General features: G+C 42.5%; 13 protein-coding genes. 6 read left to right on the top strand and 7 right to left on the bottom strand.

What is annotated here, in order from left to right:
* Positions 1 to 84: 84 nt before the first annotated feature.
* The 3 genes from J6836_RS13080 (at position 85) to J6836_RS13070 (ending at position 3,442) form a co-directional block, all read left to right on the top strand.
* Positions 85 to 1,416, top strand: coding sequence for an MFS transporter (locus J6836_RS13080; RefSeq protein WP_219244465.1), 1,332 nt, complete (start codon positions 85 to 87; stop codon positions 1,414 to 1,416).
* Positions 1,417 to 1,815: a hypothetical protein gene (locus J6836_RS13075; RefSeq protein ID WP_219244464.1), complete on the top strand. Its 399-nt coding sequence runs from the start codon at positions 1,417 to 1,419 to the stop codon at positions 1,813 to 1,815.
* Between the two features lie 166 nt (positions 1,816 to 1,981).
* Positions 1,982 to 3,442 carry an MFS transporter gene (locus tag J6836_RS13070; protein ID WP_219244463.1) on the top strand — a complete coding sequence of 487 codons (1,461 nt, stop codon included), beginning with the start codon at positions 1,982 to 1,984 and terminating at the stop codon, positions 3,440 to 3,442.
* A 63-nt stretch (positions 3,443 to 3,505) separates the two neighbouring features.
* On the opposite strand, the gene rpoD is transcribed toward J6836_RS13070, so the two are convergent.
* From rpoD to rpsU, 3 genes are all read right to left on the bottom strand, one after another.
* Positions 3,506 to 5,359 (bottom strand): RNA polymerase sigma factor RpoD, encoded by a 1,854-nt coding sequence (gene rpoD / locus J6836_RS13065; protein ID WP_219244462.1) that lies wholly within the window; start codon positions 5,357 to 5,359, stop codon positions 3,506 to 3,508.
* Positions 5,360 to 5,548: 189 nt separating this feature from the next.
* Positions 5,549 to 7,294 (bottom strand): DNA primase, encoded by a 1,746-nt coding sequence (gene dnaG, locus J6836_RS13060; RefSeq protein ID WP_219244461.1) that lies wholly within the window; start codon positions 7,292 to 7,294, stop codon positions 5,549 to 5,551.
* Positions 7,295 to 7,463: 169 nt separating this feature from the next.
* Entirely contained in the window at positions 7,464 to 7,679 is a 216-nt protein-coding gene (rpsU, locus tag J6836_RS13055; RefSeq protein ID WP_001144069.1) for a 30S ribosomal protein S21, read from the bottom strand.
* Positions 7,680 to 8,008: 329 nt separating this feature from the next.
* Between rpsU and tsaD the strand changes: the two genes are divergently transcribed.
* Positions 8,009 to 9,028 carry a tRNA (adenosine(37)-N6)-threonylcarbamoyltransferase complex transferase subunit TsaD gene (tsaD, locus tag J6836_RS13050; protein WP_219244460.1) on the top strand — a complete coding sequence of 340 codons (1,020 nt, stop codon included), beginning with the start codon at positions 8,009 to 8,011 and terminating at the stop codon, positions 9,026 to 9,028.
* Positions 9,029 to 9,252: 224 nt separating this feature from the next.
* Here tsaD and J6836_RS13045 read toward each other — a convergent pair whose 3' ends face one another.
* A complete protein-coding gene (locus tag J6836_RS13045; RefSeq protein WP_219244459.1) occupies positions 9,253 to 10,785 on the bottom strand; it encodes a methyl-accepting chemotaxis protein in 1,533 nt (510 codons plus the stop codon).
* A gap of 279 nt (positions 10,786 to 11,064) precedes the next feature.
* Positions 11,065 to 11,721: a glycerol-3-phosphate 1-O-acyltransferase PlsY gene (plsY, locus tag J6836_RS13040; protein ID WP_219244458.1), complete on the bottom strand. Its 657-nt coding sequence runs from the start codon at positions 11,719 to 11,721 to the stop codon at positions 11,065 to 11,067.
* A gap of 107 nt (positions 11,722 to 11,828) precedes the next feature.
* On the opposite strand from plsY, the gene folB reads away from it, so the two are divergent.
* Positions 11,829 to 12,188, top strand: coding sequence for a bifunctional dihydroneopterin aldolase/7,8-dihydroneopterin epimerase (gene folB, locus J6836_RS13035; protein ID WP_219249505.1), 360 nt, complete (start codon positions 11,829 to 11,831; stop codon positions 12,186 to 12,188).
* A gap of 40 nt (positions 12,189 to 12,228) precedes the next feature.
* Here the strand turns inward: folB and J6836_RS13030 are convergent, their stop codons facing one another.
* Positions 12,229 to 13,473 (bottom strand): multifunctional CCA addition/repair protein, encoded by a 1,245-nt coding sequence (locus J6836_RS13030; RefSeq protein ID WP_219244457.1) that lies wholly within the window; start codon positions 13,471 to 13,473, stop codon positions 12,229 to 12,231.
* A gap of 14 nt (positions 13,474 to 13,487) precedes the next feature.
* The gene (locus tag J6836_RS13025) at positions 13,488 to 14,102 is read right to left on the bottom strand and encodes a TIGR04211 family SH3 domain-containing protein (protein WP_219244456.1); all 615 of its coding nucleotides are present in this window, start codon (positions 14,100 to 14,102) and stop codon (positions 13,488 to 13,490) included.
* A gap of 280 nt (positions 14,103 to 14,382) precedes the next feature.
* Between J6836_RS13025 and J6836_RS13020 the strand changes: the two genes are divergently transcribed.
* A complete protein-coding gene (locus tag J6836_RS13020; RefSeq protein ID WP_219244455.1) occupies positions 14,383 to 15,345 on the top strand; it encodes a CYTH domain-containing protein in 963 nt (320 codons plus the stop codon).
* Positions 15,346 to 15,357 lie beyond the last annotated feature (12 nt).

Raw genomic sequence — 15,357 nt, 5'->3', positions numbered from 1 at the left:
CTGTTTTATTAAACAATGAGTTTACTTCTCTTGTATCGACAAAGAAAGGGCTAGTCCTTATTCTTTTTCGCCGGAGGGGTTGCTATGTCTTATCGGTACAAAATTGCGATTGTGTTTTTACTCGGTTTTTTCATTGATTGCATTAATATTTTCATGTCTGCGATATCGCTGCCTGATATCGCATCGTCATTTTCAGCGAGCCAATCGCAGGTTGCTTGGGTCGCCAATGCATATATTTTAGGGTTAGTGTTAGTGATACCAATTAGCCTGTGGCTAGCAGGGCGGCTGGGTAATCAAAAATTGCTGTGTTATTCGATGCTACTTTTCACGTTAGCAGTGTGGTTAAGTGGTTCAAGCCAATCTATTTACAGCTTAATTTTTTGGCGTTTTGTTCAAGGGATGGCAGGTGGGTTATTAATTCCTGTTGGTCAAGCGCTCGTTTTTGCATTATTTCCTAATAATGACCGCCAACGTATATCGACATTAATTATGACGGTGGCACTTATAGCACCTGCTTTTTCACCTGCAATTGGTGGCTTAATTATTGATTCGTTATCTTGGCATTGGATTTTTTATTCTAATATCCCATTTTCTTTATTAACGGCAGGTCTTGCTTGGATTTGGATAAAAAATGATGGGCAGGTATTACGGGAAAAACCAGATATTCTTGGCCTTATCATGGTTAGTGTCAGTCTACTCTGCTTATTATTATCTTTTTCATTATATAACGATTATCACAGTGTTGTATTGGCCCTTACCAGCTTTTTGAGCTCCGTTGTGGTGTTTATTTTTTACCTAAACTATGCCAAAAAATGCCGCGAACCTATTTTAAATTTTCAGTTATTAAAAAATAGCAATCTGCGTAATGCCTTTATTGTTTATTACGCAGTGCCCGGCATTTTTACTGGGGTAAATTTGCTCAACATTTTTAACTTACAAATTAATTTGGGCTTTAATGCAGGGCAAACAGGGTTATTTATGATTTTGTATGCAGCAGGTGCTGTTGTTTCTATGATTTCTGGTGGGCATCTTTATTCTCGTATAGGGAAAAAATGTTTATTTGTACTCGGTATTGTATTGCATAGCTTGGGAATATTTTTACTTTATTGGGTATCAAATTCAGCACAATTAAGTTTGTTGGTGATGGCATATTTATTAATGGGCATGGGGGGCGGATTAAGTGCAAACATAGCCCAAATCAGTTCATTGATGGATTTCAAAGATAAAGATTTATTGCAAGGAAGTGTGCTGTGGAATATTAATCGCCAAGTCGCTTTCAGTGTAGGTGCTGTCGTTTTAATTTCAATATTTAGCCTAATGCCATCTTCGAACCCGCTATCTAACTACCAATATACTTTTTTAATTGCTTCTATTCTTGGGCTATTTTCATTAATTTCAGTCAGTAAGGAAAAATAAATGTGTGATTCAATGCAAAAGGCACTGCAAAGTGTTATCGACGTACATGTGTTAATTGAAGATGTTTTTACGGGGCGTAATAGTGATAAAAGTGTCGCTCCATTATTAGCCTGTTTTACTGAAAATTTTAAAATGGTCACCATAGGTGGGAACCGAATTGGCTTAGCAGAAGTGGCAGGGCTCTTTAGTCAAAACGTCGGTGCTAAACCTTCATTCCTGACAGTGCCATTTGAGGTTACTCCGTTATTTGAAGATGGCGAGCGGTGTTGGATCCAATATCAGGAACGACAAGAAAATGAAGGGATCACAACATTAAGGACATCGACAGTCTGTATTCGAGTTGTCGATAACCAATGTTATTGGGAATATCTGCATGAAACACCCGTTTTGAATAACTAGTTTCCACCTTCATTAATAAACAACGGCTGATTAGGCCGTTTTTTTATTTTTAGTAGAAATTTTTTACTCTCTGACTTTATAAATAATGATATTCATTCTCATTTCAATTGACCGCCGGTCGGTCGTATTTTATGATGTTGCCATAAACGAAGATGAGGTAGATGAAATGAGACGGTTATTTTTGATCCTTGCCGTGTGTTTAGGCACATTTATGGCAACATTGGATATCAGTATCGTGAATGTAGCACTCCCTGCAATTGGCGAAGATCTGGGGGCTAGCTTGTCGATGTTACAGTGGATTATAGATGCATATGCATTGTGCTTATCTGCATTGATCCTTTCTGTTGGCCCTATTAGTGACCGTTATGGGCGCAAAAAAGTATGGCTAATGGGAATTGTCATTTTCACTTTAGGTTCAGCCATTTGTGCATTTTCGACGTCTTCTCAGATGTTAATTATTGGGCGTATTATTCAAGGGATAGCCGCCGCAGCGCTGATCCCTGGAGCACTTTCAATTATTACCCAAGCTTTTAATAATGACATTGAACGCATTAAAATTATTGGGGTTTGGTCGGCAGTGAGTGCACTTTCATTAATTATTGGCCCAATCTTAGGGGGATTTTTGGTTGATACTTTTGATTGGATGACGATCTTTTTGATTAATATTCCTATCGGTTTATTGACCTTATTTTTAGGCTACGTAGGGATCGATGAAAGTGCCGATCCTGATAAGGCCGCGTTTGATCCTTTGGGGCAGTTATTGAGTGTTGTGGCATTAGGAAGCGTAACTTTCGCCTTAATCGAAGCAGGAGATAAAGGTTGGGGAAATTATTTAACAATGGGAGGATTAATCATTTTCCTCATGGCGGTTTTAGCGTTTATATGGGTAGAAAAATGCGTTAAAAAACCGCTATTACCGTTTTTTCTTTTTAAAAAGAATCCCTATTTCTTTCAATATAATATGGCCTCTTTTGCGCTTGGTTTTGCCACTTACAGTAACGTATTTTTTATTGCGCTATTTTTGCAAAAAGGGCAAGGGTGGGGTGCTTTTGAAGCGGGTATCCGTATGGCGCCAGAATTTATTGCGATGGCGATATTTTCATTTTCGTTTGGCAAATTATCCCGTTTTTTAAGCGTACGTCATTTAATGATCGTTGGATTTATTTTAATTGCGGGCGCTTCATTGTTATTGACACAGGTTAATTCTAAAACTCATTATTTACCCATTGCATTGATATTATTCGTTCTAGGGGCAGGAATGGGAATGTCGACACCCGCAATTGGCGCTTTAGTGATGGCGAGTGTTGAAAAAGCCTATTCGGGCATTGCTTCAGCCATTATGAACGCGTTAAGGCAAACGGGGATGACGTTAGGGATTGCATTCCTGGGTACGTTAATGACACACCGTGCTGTGAGCCAATTACTCCATGATGACAGGCTAAATAGCGCGATGTCTTCTCACGAAATCGAACATTTGATTCATAATTCTGGCTCGATGCCATCGTTGTTGGTTGAGCAGCTCACGCGTTCTGCTTTTGCTTCGGGGTTCAATGTGGCGATGTTTGGCGGAGCTATGGCGATTATAGCAACGTTATGCTTAATGATGAAAAATAAAATAATCAAATAAAATAGCGCCCATAAAAAAACACCTGCCTAGGCAGGTGTTTTTGTCTATCCGAATAATGAATGATTATTCATCAAGGAAGCTGCGCAGAACTTCTGAGCGGCTAGGGTGACGCAGTTTACGTAGTGCTTTCGCTTCAATCTGACGAATACGTTCACGGGTAACATCAAACTGCTTACCAACTTCTTCAAGAGTATGGTCAGTGTTCATGTCAATACCAAAACGCATACGCAGGACTTTCGCTTCACGCGCTGTTAAGCCAGCTAAAACTTCGTGAGTTGCAGAGCGTAAGCTTTCTGACGTTGCTGAGTCTAAAGGCAGCTCTAAAGTCGTATCTTCAATGAAGTCGCCTAAATGTGAATCTTCATCATCACCGATAGGGGTTTCCATTGAGATAGGCTCTTTCGCAATCTTCAGAACTTTACGTATTTTATCTTCTGGCATCAGCATGCGTTCAGCCAGTTCTTCTGGCGATGGCTCACGGCCCATTTCTTGCAGCATTTGACGAGAAATACGGTTCAATTTATTGATGGTTTCAATCATATGAACCGGAATACGGATAGTACGTGCTTGGTCGGCGATTGAACGCGTGATAGCCTGACGGATCCACCATGTCGCATAAGTTGAGAACTTATAACCACGGCGATATTCAAACTTATCAACGGCTTTCATCAGGCCGATGTTACCTTCTTGGATCAGGTCAAGGAATTGCAAACCGCGGTTGGTATATTTTTTTGCGATAGAAATAACCAGACGTAAGTTCGCTTCAACCATCTCTTTTTTCGCACGGCGCGCTTTCGCTTCACCGATAGACATACGACGATTGATATCTTTAACCTGCTCAATTGTCAGGCCAGTTTCATCTTCAATTTGACGCAGTCTTTGCAGACAACGCAGAATTTCTTCTTCAACTTCCAGCAGTTTTTCAGACCAAGGCTTGTTCATGGCTTTTGCAGCCGTTAACCAAGTCTCACTGGTTTCGTTGCCGCTGAATAACGTGATGAAGTTTTTCTTTGGCATTTTACATTGTTCAACACACAGCTTCATAATGGTACGTTCTTGCAAGCGAACGCGATCCATCATTTCACGCATGTTATTGACCAGATAGTCAAATTGTTTTGGTACTAAACGGAACTCTTTGAACACTTCAGAAAGTTGTTCAATTGCAGCTGCGGTTTTTGTATCGCTGCGTCCATATTGTTTGATATGTTGACGCGTAATCTCGTACTGCTCACGAAGATCAGAGAATTTTTGGCGCGCTAATTCAGGATCGATGCTGTTATCGTCATCGCTATCGCTGTCATCGCCGTCTTCATCTTCTTCGTCTTCATCGTCGTCTTTATCCAGCTCTTCTTGTGGTAATTCAGAGCCGACGTGGGTGGCAGTAGGGGCTAAATCTTCTTCTGCATTAGGGTCAACAAAGCCAGTAATCAAGTCAGATAGACGGCTTTCACCTGCTTCAACACGGTCGTATTGTTCAAGAAGATAAGTGATAGCCTCAGGGTATTCAGCAACAGAGCACTGAACCTGATTAATACCATCCTCAATACGTTTTGCGATGTCTATCTCACCTTCACGGGTAAGAAGCTCGACAGTCCCCATTTCACGCATATACATGCGGACAGGGTCAGTGGTACGGCCAATTTCACTTTCAACACTGGATAAAACTTGTGCAGCGGCTTCTGCTGCATCTTCATCCGTATCGGAAGTATTCTCAGCCAAAATCAAATCATCGGCATCAGGTGCTTCTTCCATGACCTGGATGCCCATGTCATTAATCATCTGAATGATATCTTCAATCTGATCTGAATCGACGATATCTTCCGGCAGATGGTCGTTGACCTCAGCATAGGTTAAGTAACCTTGCTCTTTACCCTTGGTGACGAGTAGCTTAAGCTGCGACTGCGGGTTTTGCTCCATAAGACGGTATCCACACTTCTGAGTATTTAGATTGGTGTCGGTTGGCGAAACATTCGGCCAACAAGAACATACAAAGGGAAATATTTATTATTTGCTACGCCCTTTATTTTCGCAGCATTTTACAGGCATCTGCCTTGTGTTTAGCGGCACTTAAGCCGTTTTATATACTAATTCTGTTTTGGGTTTGTGTTATGTTTTAACTCGCGATAGCGTAATTAAGTGCACCTCTTCGCGCTCCTGCGGGGTCAGACTTTGTGTGCGAGCTTTCGCCATTAAATAGTCGAAACGTTCGCTGAGTGCGCTATTAAATAGATGATTTAATGCATCTATAAAGGTATTTTCCGCTATCTCCTCTATTTCTATATCGTTCCATGTTGCTAGTTTTTCAAGCTGTTTCGAAAAATTATTATCTCGATAACGCTCTAGCAACTGCCCAGTCGTCATTCCAGGGGTGGAACGGCATACATCGACCAGTTCCTGAAATAGAGAAAGCCCCGGCATTTGGATATGGGCAATTCCCTCTAACGAGGGAACAAGCTCCGAAAAGTTCGGATTTTGCACTAACAATGCGATAAGAATTCGCATTGTTGTCGGTTTTAATTTTGGTGCCTGATAGTTAACTTGCTCGGTGTTCTCTCTATCAATAATAGCAAGAACCTGAGAAATATCTGGTATACCAATAAAATTTCCTAGCTCTTGCGCCATATAAAGGCGCAAAGTTTCACCCGGTATCTGTTTAATCAAAGGGATAGCAAGCTTACTAAATTTTGCTTTCCCTTCCTGGGTGGTTAAATCTACTTGTGGTACGAGTGAATCAAATAAAAAACCTGACAGCGTTTGTGCCGTTTGCATGCGCTGCTCAAAGGCATCTTTACCTTCTTTACGTACCAATGAATCAGGGTCTTCACCGTCAGGCAAAAACATAAAGCGTAGTTGACGGCCATCTGTTAGATAAGGTAGGGCGGTTTCTAATGCACGCCATGCAGCTTCGCGGCCAGCTCGGTCCCCATCATAACAGCAGATAACAGTATCTGTAGAACGATAAAGTAACTGAATGTGTTCTGAGGTGGTTGAGGTTCCCAGTGATGCTACCGCATAGCGGATGTCATACTGAGCCAATGCCACTACATCCATATAACCTTCGACAACTAATAACTTCGCTAATTCACTGCTGTTTTGTGTTGCTTCATAAAGACCAAATAATTGGCGGCCTTTATGGAAAATATCCGTTTCTGGTGAGTTCAAATATTTGGGTAATGCATCCCCTAATACACGGCCACCAAAGGCGATAACACGACCTCGTCTATCCCGAATGGGAAACATGACTCGCTCTCTAAAGCGGTCATAGACACGGCCATTATCATTAGTCACTAACATGCCTGCATCATCAAGCTGTTTGCGACTGTCAGGGTTTACTGCAAATTTCTTGAGCAAATTGTCCCAGCCTGGAGGGGCGAAACCAATGGAAAAATGCTCAATAATTTCTGGGCTCAAACCACGTTGGCTTAAATAATCCTTGGCTTTACTTGCCGAGGGATGATTTAAGGCAGCGCAGTAAAATTGGTTAATTTTCTCCATCAACTGATACAAGTTTTGTCGTTGATGTAATTCTATTTGGCTTGCACCTGTTCCTTTTTCGTATGGAACATCAAGGCCATGTAATGCAGAAAGCTCTTCAATGGCTTCGACAAAATCGAGTTTGTCGTAATTCATCAAAAAATCGATAGCGTTACCATGGGCACCACAACCAAAACAATAATAGAACTGCCTTTCACCGTTAACGGTAAAAGAAGGTGTTTTTTCGTTATGGAACGGACAGCAAGCGTGATGGTTTTTACCCTGTTTTTTTAATGGGACTTTTGCATCGACTAAATCAATGATGTCTGTTCTTGCTAACAAGTCATTGATAAATGAACGCGGAATTCGTCCAGCCATAAGCCTCTTTTTCGCCTGTTGATGAACGATAATAAGCCGCGCTTCCTTTAGGAAAGCACGGCCTTTAACTGCTTAGCTATGACTACTACAAGAAAAAAATAACTACGAGAGTGACTCAATTCTTATATTAGCTATCGTCTGTTTTGAATGCGGGTAATACCGCAATCAACTAGTACAGACGAGTACGGCGTGCGTTTTCGCGAGCCAGTTTCTTAGCGTGACGCTTAACAGCTGATGCTTTAGCGCGTTTACGTTCAGTCGTTGGTTTTTCATAGAATTCACGACGACGAACTTCAGCTAAAACACCTGCTTTTTCACAGGAACGTTTGAAACGACGCAGTGCAACGTCGAATGGCTCGTTTTCACGTACTTTAATTACCGGCATGTGCCTCTCACCTCGATAGAAATCGGTTTGTTGCTGGTATGGATTCACCAGCCTTCATTTAAAATGGTGCGGAATTTTACTTCAATGAGTACGGGTTTGTAAAGTGCCGTATAAAATTGAATCACACAAGATTACCTGATTTGCAGCTCGTTCGATGAAAAAGCAAACAAAACCAGATAATAATGAGAATTAGCCACACGAAATTTTTATTACAGGGGGTTGATTATAGACTATACAACAAGGAAAGTCAGCCTTTTGCCAACATAAATTGCGCGATAGTTCGAAAATAGTGATAGACTTGCGCCTATGAAATAAACAAGGGTAGTGCAATGCGTGTTTTAGGTATCGAAACTTCTTGCGATGAAACTGGTATCGCAATCTATGACGATGAGCTTGGCTTACTCGCCAACCAATTATACAGCCAAATTAAAGTCCACGCTGATTACGGCGGTGTTGTGCCTGAACTGGCATCTCGTGACCATATTCGTAAAACAGTGCCATTAATTCAAGCCGCACTGAAAGAAGCCAATTTAACCCGTGAAGACATCGATGCCGTCGCGTATACCGCAGGCCCTGGTCTAGTGGGTGCATTAATGGTTGGTGCAACAGTGGGGCGTTCGTTAGCGTTCGCTTGGAATGTACCCGCAGTGGCTGTTCACCACATGGAAGGTCACTTGTTGGCGCCTATGTTAGAAGAAAAAAGCCCCGAGTTTCCATTCGTTGCATTGCTGGTTTCTGGCGGCCACACACAATTGATTAGTGTGACAGGCATTGGAGAATATGAGCTATTAGGCGAGTCCATTGATGATGCCGCAGGGGAAGCCTTCGATAAAACGGCAAAATTGTTAGGGTTAGATTACCCCGGTGGTCCCGTTTTATCCCGAATGGCGCAACAAGGTACTCCAGGGCGCTTTGTTTTCCCAAGGCCTATGACTGACAGGCCTGGTTTAGATTTCAGCTTTTCAGGGTTAAAAACCTTTGCGGCGAATACTATTCGTGAAAACGCCGATGACGACCAGACTCGCGCTGATATTGCGCGTGCGTTTGAAGATGCAGTGGTTGATACACTGGCTATAAAATGTAAGCGAGCGCTTGAGCAAACAGGCTTCAAACGTCTGGTTATGGCGGGTGGAGTTAGTGCAAACCGCGCACTTCGTGCCAAGATGGAAGAGGTGCTGAAGCAACGTGGTGGTGAAGTATTCTACGCGCGCCCTGAATTCTGTACTGACAATGGCGCGATGATTGCGCTTGCAGGACTGATCCGCCTTAAAGGTGGTACAACGACTGGCTTAGGCGTGACAGTGCGCCCACGTTGGCCGCTAGCAGAATTACCTCCGCTAGAAAAATAGCATGCATCCATATCAACAATAAAGGGCTGTGTTTAAACAGCCCTGAGGTTGTTGACAAAGCAGGATAAAAACGTGGTTTTTCCTGCTTTGTGTTATCAGCCGAAAATCAATGAATTGATTTTCCTTAATTTTTCCAAAACCTATCAAACCTGCCGCCAAACCTAATCGGTTTGTCAGCAGTCTGAGGGCTGTGGTTAAACAGCCCTTTTTTATGTTATCAAAAGTTAATGTAAAACAATCACCGCTTCTTCAAGGCGTATTGAACGGTCTTTCACCATGTTTGACGTCTCTGTACTTTGCTCAACCAATAGTGTGCTTTGCTGCGTAATGGTTTCTAATTCACTGACCGCTTGAGTGATGTCAGAAATACCCGCAGCTTGTTCAGATGTTGCTTGACTAATATGTGTGATGAGCTGGGTGACATTTTGTACTTGGTCAACAATGTTTTTCATTGTGTCCCCTGCGGTATGTACCTGATTTTTCCCTGAATTGACCTTTTTCTCACAGTCATTAATTAATTCACGAATATCATTAACGGCGCTCGCACTACGGCTTGCTAAGCTGCGAACTTCATTAGCCACCACCGCAAAGCCTTTGCCTTGTTCCCCTGCACGAGCGGCTTCCACTGCGGCATTAAGCGCTAATATATTGGTTTGGAAGGCGATATCTTTTATGACATCGGTAATTGAGTTGATTTTATTGGTGCTATGAACAATTTCATCCATGGTACCAACCACGGCTTCCATCATCGCACCACCACTCACTGCGGTTTCACTGGTTGCATTCGAAAGCTGGTCAACTTGAATAGTGTTGTCTGCATTCATTTTTACCGAAACAGCCATTTGGTTCATCGTAGCCACAGTTTGCTGCATATACCCTACCGTTCTTTGGGTATGAGTATCTAACTCACTACAGTCGACGACTAAAGATTGGCTACCTTTTCGTACGCTATCCACTTGTTCAGAAACATCTTTTATCAGCCAGCGGCACACAAGGCCAAGTTGCCCGACGGAGCGCAATAGCTGGCCAATTTCATCTGTACGCTGCATATGATTGACGCTGTGGCGGTTACCTCGTGCAATCCCCAGAGCTTGGGCCATGATGTTTTCAAGGGGGGAGGCCAATATTCGTTCAAAGATAATATTGACAATTAACAGTGTAACAAAGGTGCATAAGCTTGCGATAAGTAACGAGTTGTTTTGCAACCCAGCTAAACTCGCTATCGCCATCCAAAACGCAAATAACAGACTTAGGGTGAGTCGAATTCGCCAACGTGTTGAGAGAGTAGATAGGTGAAAAGGCCAATTTTTGGAAAGCACAATGCCCTTAAAGATTTTTTTTTGGCTCCTATTTTCATTCATTGCTGCATATAAGGGTTCCACAGAGGCGATTTCTTGGCGGGTAGCACGTGTTCGAATCGACATATAACCCGTAATAACACCTTTGCGTTCCATGGGAATAATATTGGCTCTTACCCAATAATGGTCGCCATTTTTACGCCTATTTTTGACAATGCCAGTCCACGGTTCGCCTTTTTTCAGCGTTGCCCACATATCCGCAAATGCCTGCTTTGGCATATCAGGGTGCCGGATAATATTGTGTGGGCGTGTTAATAATTCATCCAATTCATAACCACTAACTTGAACAAAGAAATCATTAGCGTGAACAATGTTTCCTTGTAGGTCGCTAGTGGTCATAAGTGTAATATCTTCATCTAAGATATGTTCGTTTTGAGTGATATAAGGAGTTCTGCTCATGATAAATACCATTATTATTGTTTAATTTTCCTTTTATATAGTCGACAGCTTTTAAATATTCATTAGTAATAAATTTGCAATAAATTAACTTTTTTTTAAAAGTGTGCGCTAGTTATGGCTAAAATGTAACAACAGCACAAATTGCTACTGGTACAGTTTTAAGAAAGGATTAAACGCTATTGTTATTTAGAGATATTTTTTTAGGAAATTTTTAGCAAGCATTAAGGAATAAAAAAGAGCTGATTTTCAGCTCTTTTAGATAAGGTTGGGAATGTATATTTAGTCGTCTAGTTCTTGCTCTTTGGTTTCTTGAGCAATTTCTTTATTTGTTTTCTGTTTTTTATTTTTCAATTTTTGCCAAATACGACTTTCTTGCCCGCGCCATAAGCGTTGAATATTGCCGTGGTGACGCACTAACACCAAGCACGATAGCATGGCGACAGGGAAGGTAAATTCAGGCTTAAACCACCAAACGTAAAATGGCGCTAACAGCGCACTAACAATCGCGCCCAAAGATGAATAGCCACTGAGTAGAACGGTGAGTAACCATGTTCCTGCCACTAACCCTGAAAGATCCCAGCCAATAGCGGCGATAGAACCAAATGCAGTAGCTACCCCTTTTCCACCTTTAAAGTGAAAGAAAATGGGATAAATATGCCCGAGGCAGGCTGCAATTGCGACAAAGCCAAGATAGAATGGGGGCACATTGAGATAGTAAGCCAGCCAAACGGGGATCATCCCTTTTAAAACGTCGCAAAGTAGTACGGCGGCGGCGGCGGCTTTGCCTCCAACGCGTAAGACGTTAGTTGCACCGGGGTTACCAGAGCCGTGTTGACGGGGGTCGGGTAGTCTCGCTATACGGCAGATCAGTATTGCACTGGAAACTGATCCACAAAGGTAAGCGAAGATTATCATGCCAAGCGCGGTTGCACTCATAGCTAACTCCAAAACGGTTGAGGCCATATATTCACTTCAGTCTTGGATAATACGCATATTTTTGCTGAAGTGGTATCAATTCAGTACATAAACGAGAAAATGACGTGATGGATATCGTATTTATTGAACAATTATCAGTCATCACCACGATTGGTGTATATGACTGGGAACAAACTATTGAGCAGAAATTAGTGCTCGATATCGAAATGGGATGGGATAACAAACGCGCGTCTTTGAGCGATAATGTTGAACATTGCTTAGATTATGCGCAAGTCAGCCAAACTCTCATCAGCCATTTAGAAACAAATAAATTTGGTTTAGTTGAACGTGTTGCTGAAGAAGTCGCCCAACTTTTAATGACAAAATTCAATAGCCCATGGGTGCGCATTAAAGTCGCTAAACCAGGCGCAGTGGCACGCGCTCATCAAGTCGGTGTTGTAATCGAAAGAGGTACAAAAACCGCGTAAAAGATGACTGGCGGCGTTTTACCGCCAGTATCATTCATATCTATAGTTTCATCTCAATAATTTGCTGCTGTTGTTGCCAGTGAGCAATGCGCTCAATACGCTGGAGTGTCAATTCTTGGCGAATTTCAGGCCCTTTAAATCCTTGCTCAACAATAGGTTTTACCGCGACAGACTGTGCGATAGCAAATGCTTCGCGTAGAAATTCGCCTTGCGGATAAGCGTGTTGTTCAAGGCCCAGTCGACCTCTAGCATCGGCTTCGCTGATTAAACTGAGTTGCATAATACGCTCTGGCTTACGCCAGCTATCTAAACCATCAAAAATAGCCACTAAATCACTCGCTGATAACCGATTGATTACGTGAATTTTATCGTGATATCGTGCCGCTAAACGCGCTAAATCCCTCGCATCTGTTGGGACTCGGAGGCGATTGCAAAGCTGCTCAATAAGTGGAATACCTGCTTCCTCATGATTAGGATGACTTGGCCAAACATTAGGGGACGTAAGCGCCTTTCCCAGGTCATGGCAAAGCGCGGCAAAGCGAATGTCCACATCATTAGACAACGTGGCAATCACTTTCATCACCATCAATGTGTGAACCCCTGTGTCGATTTCAGGGTGCCATTTTTCAGGGGCGGGTACGCCAAATAAATTATCAATCTCAGGGAACAGCACTGCGAGCGCACCACATTGGCGTAAAACCTCGAAATAAACTTGCGGTGCGTTCGACTTAAGGGCCTTTTCTGTTTCAACCCAAACACGCTCTGCTGTTAAGTGCGATAACTCTCCCGTCATCGCCATTGACTGCATTAACGCCAGTGTTTCTGGGGCAATCGTGAAACCCTGTTCAGAATAACGAGCAGCAAAGCGTGCGACCCGTAAAACGCGCAACGGGTCTTCTGCAAATGCATCCGAAACATGGCGTAGTACCCGTTTTTCGAGGTCATTCACGCCATTGAACGGGTCGATGATCTCCCCTGAATCACTTTGTGCGATGGCATTAATGGTAAGATCGCGACGTAATAAATCATCTTCGATAGTGACATCAGGCGCGCTGTAGCAGCTAAACCCAGTATAGCCCGCGCCGATTTTCCGTTCTGTTCGAGCTAACGCATATTCTTCATGGGTTTTCGGGTGCAAAAAAACAGGGAAATCTTTCCCTACCTGTTGAAAACCTTCTGCCAGCATAGCTTCAGGTGTCGTGCCAACCACCACAAAATCTCTATCAGAAATAGGGAGCCCTAAGAGTTGGTCACGTACGGCACCACCGACAAGATACACTTTCATCGCGATAACCCTAATTACGCCCAGCCATCATTACGTTTTTTACGGCGTGGAATGAGGTGCGGTAAAATTAAACCTAAAATTAAGCCTGCACCCGCCACACCACCACCATACATAAACCATTGTAAAATCAGTTCACGGCGGCGATCGTCGAGGTTCACTTCAGCAATTTCGAGCTTTTTGCCTGATTTAATTAATTCATTCTTTAATTTTTCATTTTCCGCTTTCAGTTGGCGAACGATATTGTCGTTGTCTGCCACTTTCTGCTGCATATCGGCGGTGCGAGTATTCCATGTACCATCAATATTATCTAACTGTTGGCGGAGCTTTTGATTTTCGGCCTCAAGTTCTGGGATGCGAGTTTTCATGCTTTGTTTATTGTTAAGCTGGTCAGCAGGTAGCCAAACGGTTCTGCCTTTATCATCGCGTACCTGAGCGAACTTATTGTCAGTGGAAATTAGTTCAACTTCTTCCCCTGCATTGAGCGTTCCTACGATACGATATTTTGTGCCGGGGCCGCTATGAACATATGTTGATAAGTCATCTGAAACATAACGCTTTTCTGCTGCTTGTGTATTTAAGGAAAGGCCTAGCCCCATGATTGAAATTAATAATAATGGAATTTTTCGCATGGTATTTACAGTCTTTTGGTGGTGAATGAATGTGGTATTCATTGAATACTAATAAGTAAAGTGGCAGGGTGCAAACCCTAAACACCGATGTCTTGGTCCTCTAAAGGATAATGAGAACTATCCTAACTGTCTAAATTACCCTTATTTTTACCCTTTTTTCAAGATAACTCTCTAAAAGAAATCTGGCAGAGAGAATTTTTGATTTCAATACAGATTCTTTTCTCAGCATCGCTTGATTGGGGTAAGATGAGAGCAGTGAAATTATCAAATAAGGATATGTATGAGCCACATCGAGGTTGAACTCAAATTAGCCGCCAAAAGTGAGGCCATAGAGGCTGTTCGTCAGAGTATATCAACATTGCCCCATCAATATAGTGAGCCAACGAAGCTAACCAATATTTATTTTGACACGCCACAAAGGCAATTACGTCAATGGGATATGGGGCTGCGCATTCGTGGTTGCGATGGGCACTATGAAATGACGATGAAAACGGCGGGGCAGGCGATTGGTGGTTTGCATCAGCGACCTGAATACAATGTAGATATTGATTCTCCTGAGCTGAATCTTGCTGCTTTTCCTGAAGAAATCTGGCCTGAAGGCACGGATATTACAGCATTGCAATCTGAGCTCAGTGTGTTGTTTAGCACCAATTTTACGCGTGAAAAATGGCTAGTGACATTTGAAGATAGCGAAATTGAAGTCGTGCTTGACCAAGGTGAAATCTGTGCAGGTGCAAAAGATTTACCTATTCAGGAGTTTGAGTTAGAACTCAAAAAAGGCTTTATTGCGGATGTCCTTAATTTAGCGAAAAAATTTGCTGACATTGATGGACTGTATCTGTCTTCCTTAAGTAAAGCCGCTCGAGGTTATTCCCTGCTTTCACCGACTAAAGCGCCATTAACCCGTCCTGAATCACTATTTGATTATGAAGAACAGCCAATTGAAAAATCGCTGACGCATATGCAGTTATTGTGTCAACAACATGAAACTTATTGGTTAGCTGGTGAAAACGATGCACGCCAAAGTTTTGTTGAGTTTTTGCGTTTTGTTCAAGCTTTTTTGGTACATTATCAAAACTCTGCCCCACATTTTATCCATGATACGCCGTTAGACCAATTACGCTTAGATATTGCGAATGAAGCCATCAGTGCGGATGATTTTTGTTATAGCAGCCAGTGGTTAAAGTGTAAGCTGGCCTTTATTCAATGGTTAAGTGCGCTGACCTACCAAGAAGATCACTAGGATTTAAACAAC

The sequence above is a fragment of the Providencia sp. R33 genome (genome assembly GCF_019343475.1).
Taxonomy (GTDB): Bacteria; Pseudomonadota; Gammaproteobacteria; order Enterobacterales; family Enterobacteriaceae; genus Providencia.
Note: the sequence above shows the minus strand (reverse complement) of the source record. Positions and strands in the feature narration are given on the sequence as shown.

What these genes read in the sequence shown, in the direction of transcription:
- dnaG (WP_219244461.1), bottom strand. Translation starts at nt 7,294, where the DNA reads ATGGCTGGACGAATTCCGCGTTCATTTATCAATGACTTGTTAGCAAGA.
- folB (WP_219249505.1), top strand. Translation starts at nt 11,829, where the DNA reads ATGGATATCGTATTTATTGAACAATTATCAGTCATCACCACGATTGGT.
- J6836_RS13045 (WP_219244459.1), bottom strand. Translation starts at nt 10,785, where the DNA reads ATGAGCAGAACTCCTTATATCACTCAAAACGAACATATCTTAGATGAA.
- J6836_RS13020 (WP_219244455.1), top strand. Translation starts at nt 14,383, where the DNA reads ATGAGCCACATCGAGGTTGAACTCAAATTAGCCGCCAAAAGTGAGGCC.
- J6836_RS13080 (WP_219244465.1), top strand. Translation starts at nt 85, where the DNA reads ATGTCTTATCGGTACAAAATTGCGATTGTGTTTTTACTCGGTTTTTTC.
- J6836_RS13030 (WP_219244457.1), bottom strand. Translation starts at nt 13,473, where the DNA reads ATGAAAGTGTATCTTGTCGGTGGTGCCGTACGTGACCAACTCTTAGGG.
- tsaD (WP_219244460.1), top strand. Translation starts at nt 8,009, where the DNA reads ATGCGTGTTTTAGGTATCGAAACTTCTTGCGATGAAACTGGTATCGCA.
- J6836_RS13075 (WP_219244464.1), top strand. Translation starts at nt 1,417, where the DNA reads ATGTGTGATTCAATGCAAAAGGCACTGCAAAGTGTTATCGACGTACAT.
- plsY (WP_219244458.1), bottom strand. Translation starts at nt 11,721, where the DNA reads ATGAGTGCAACCGCGCTTGGCATGATAATCTTCGCTTACCTTTGTGGA.
- rpsU (WP_001144069.1), bottom strand. Translation starts at nt 7,679, where the DNA reads ATGCCGGTAATTAAAGTACGTGAAAACGAGCCATTCGACGTTGCACTG.
- J6836_RS13070 (WP_219244463.1), top strand. Translation starts at nt 1,982, where the DNA reads ATGAGACGGTTATTTTTGATCCTTGCCGTGTGTTTAGGCACATTTATG.
- J6836_RS13025 (WP_219244456.1), bottom strand. Translation starts at nt 14,102, where the DNA reads ATGCGAAAAATTCCATTATTATTAATTTCAATCATGGGGCTAGGCCTT.
- rpoD (WP_219244462.1), bottom strand. Translation starts at nt 5,359, where the DNA reads ATGGAGCAAAACCCGCAGTCGCAGCTTAAGCTACTCGTCACCAAGGGT.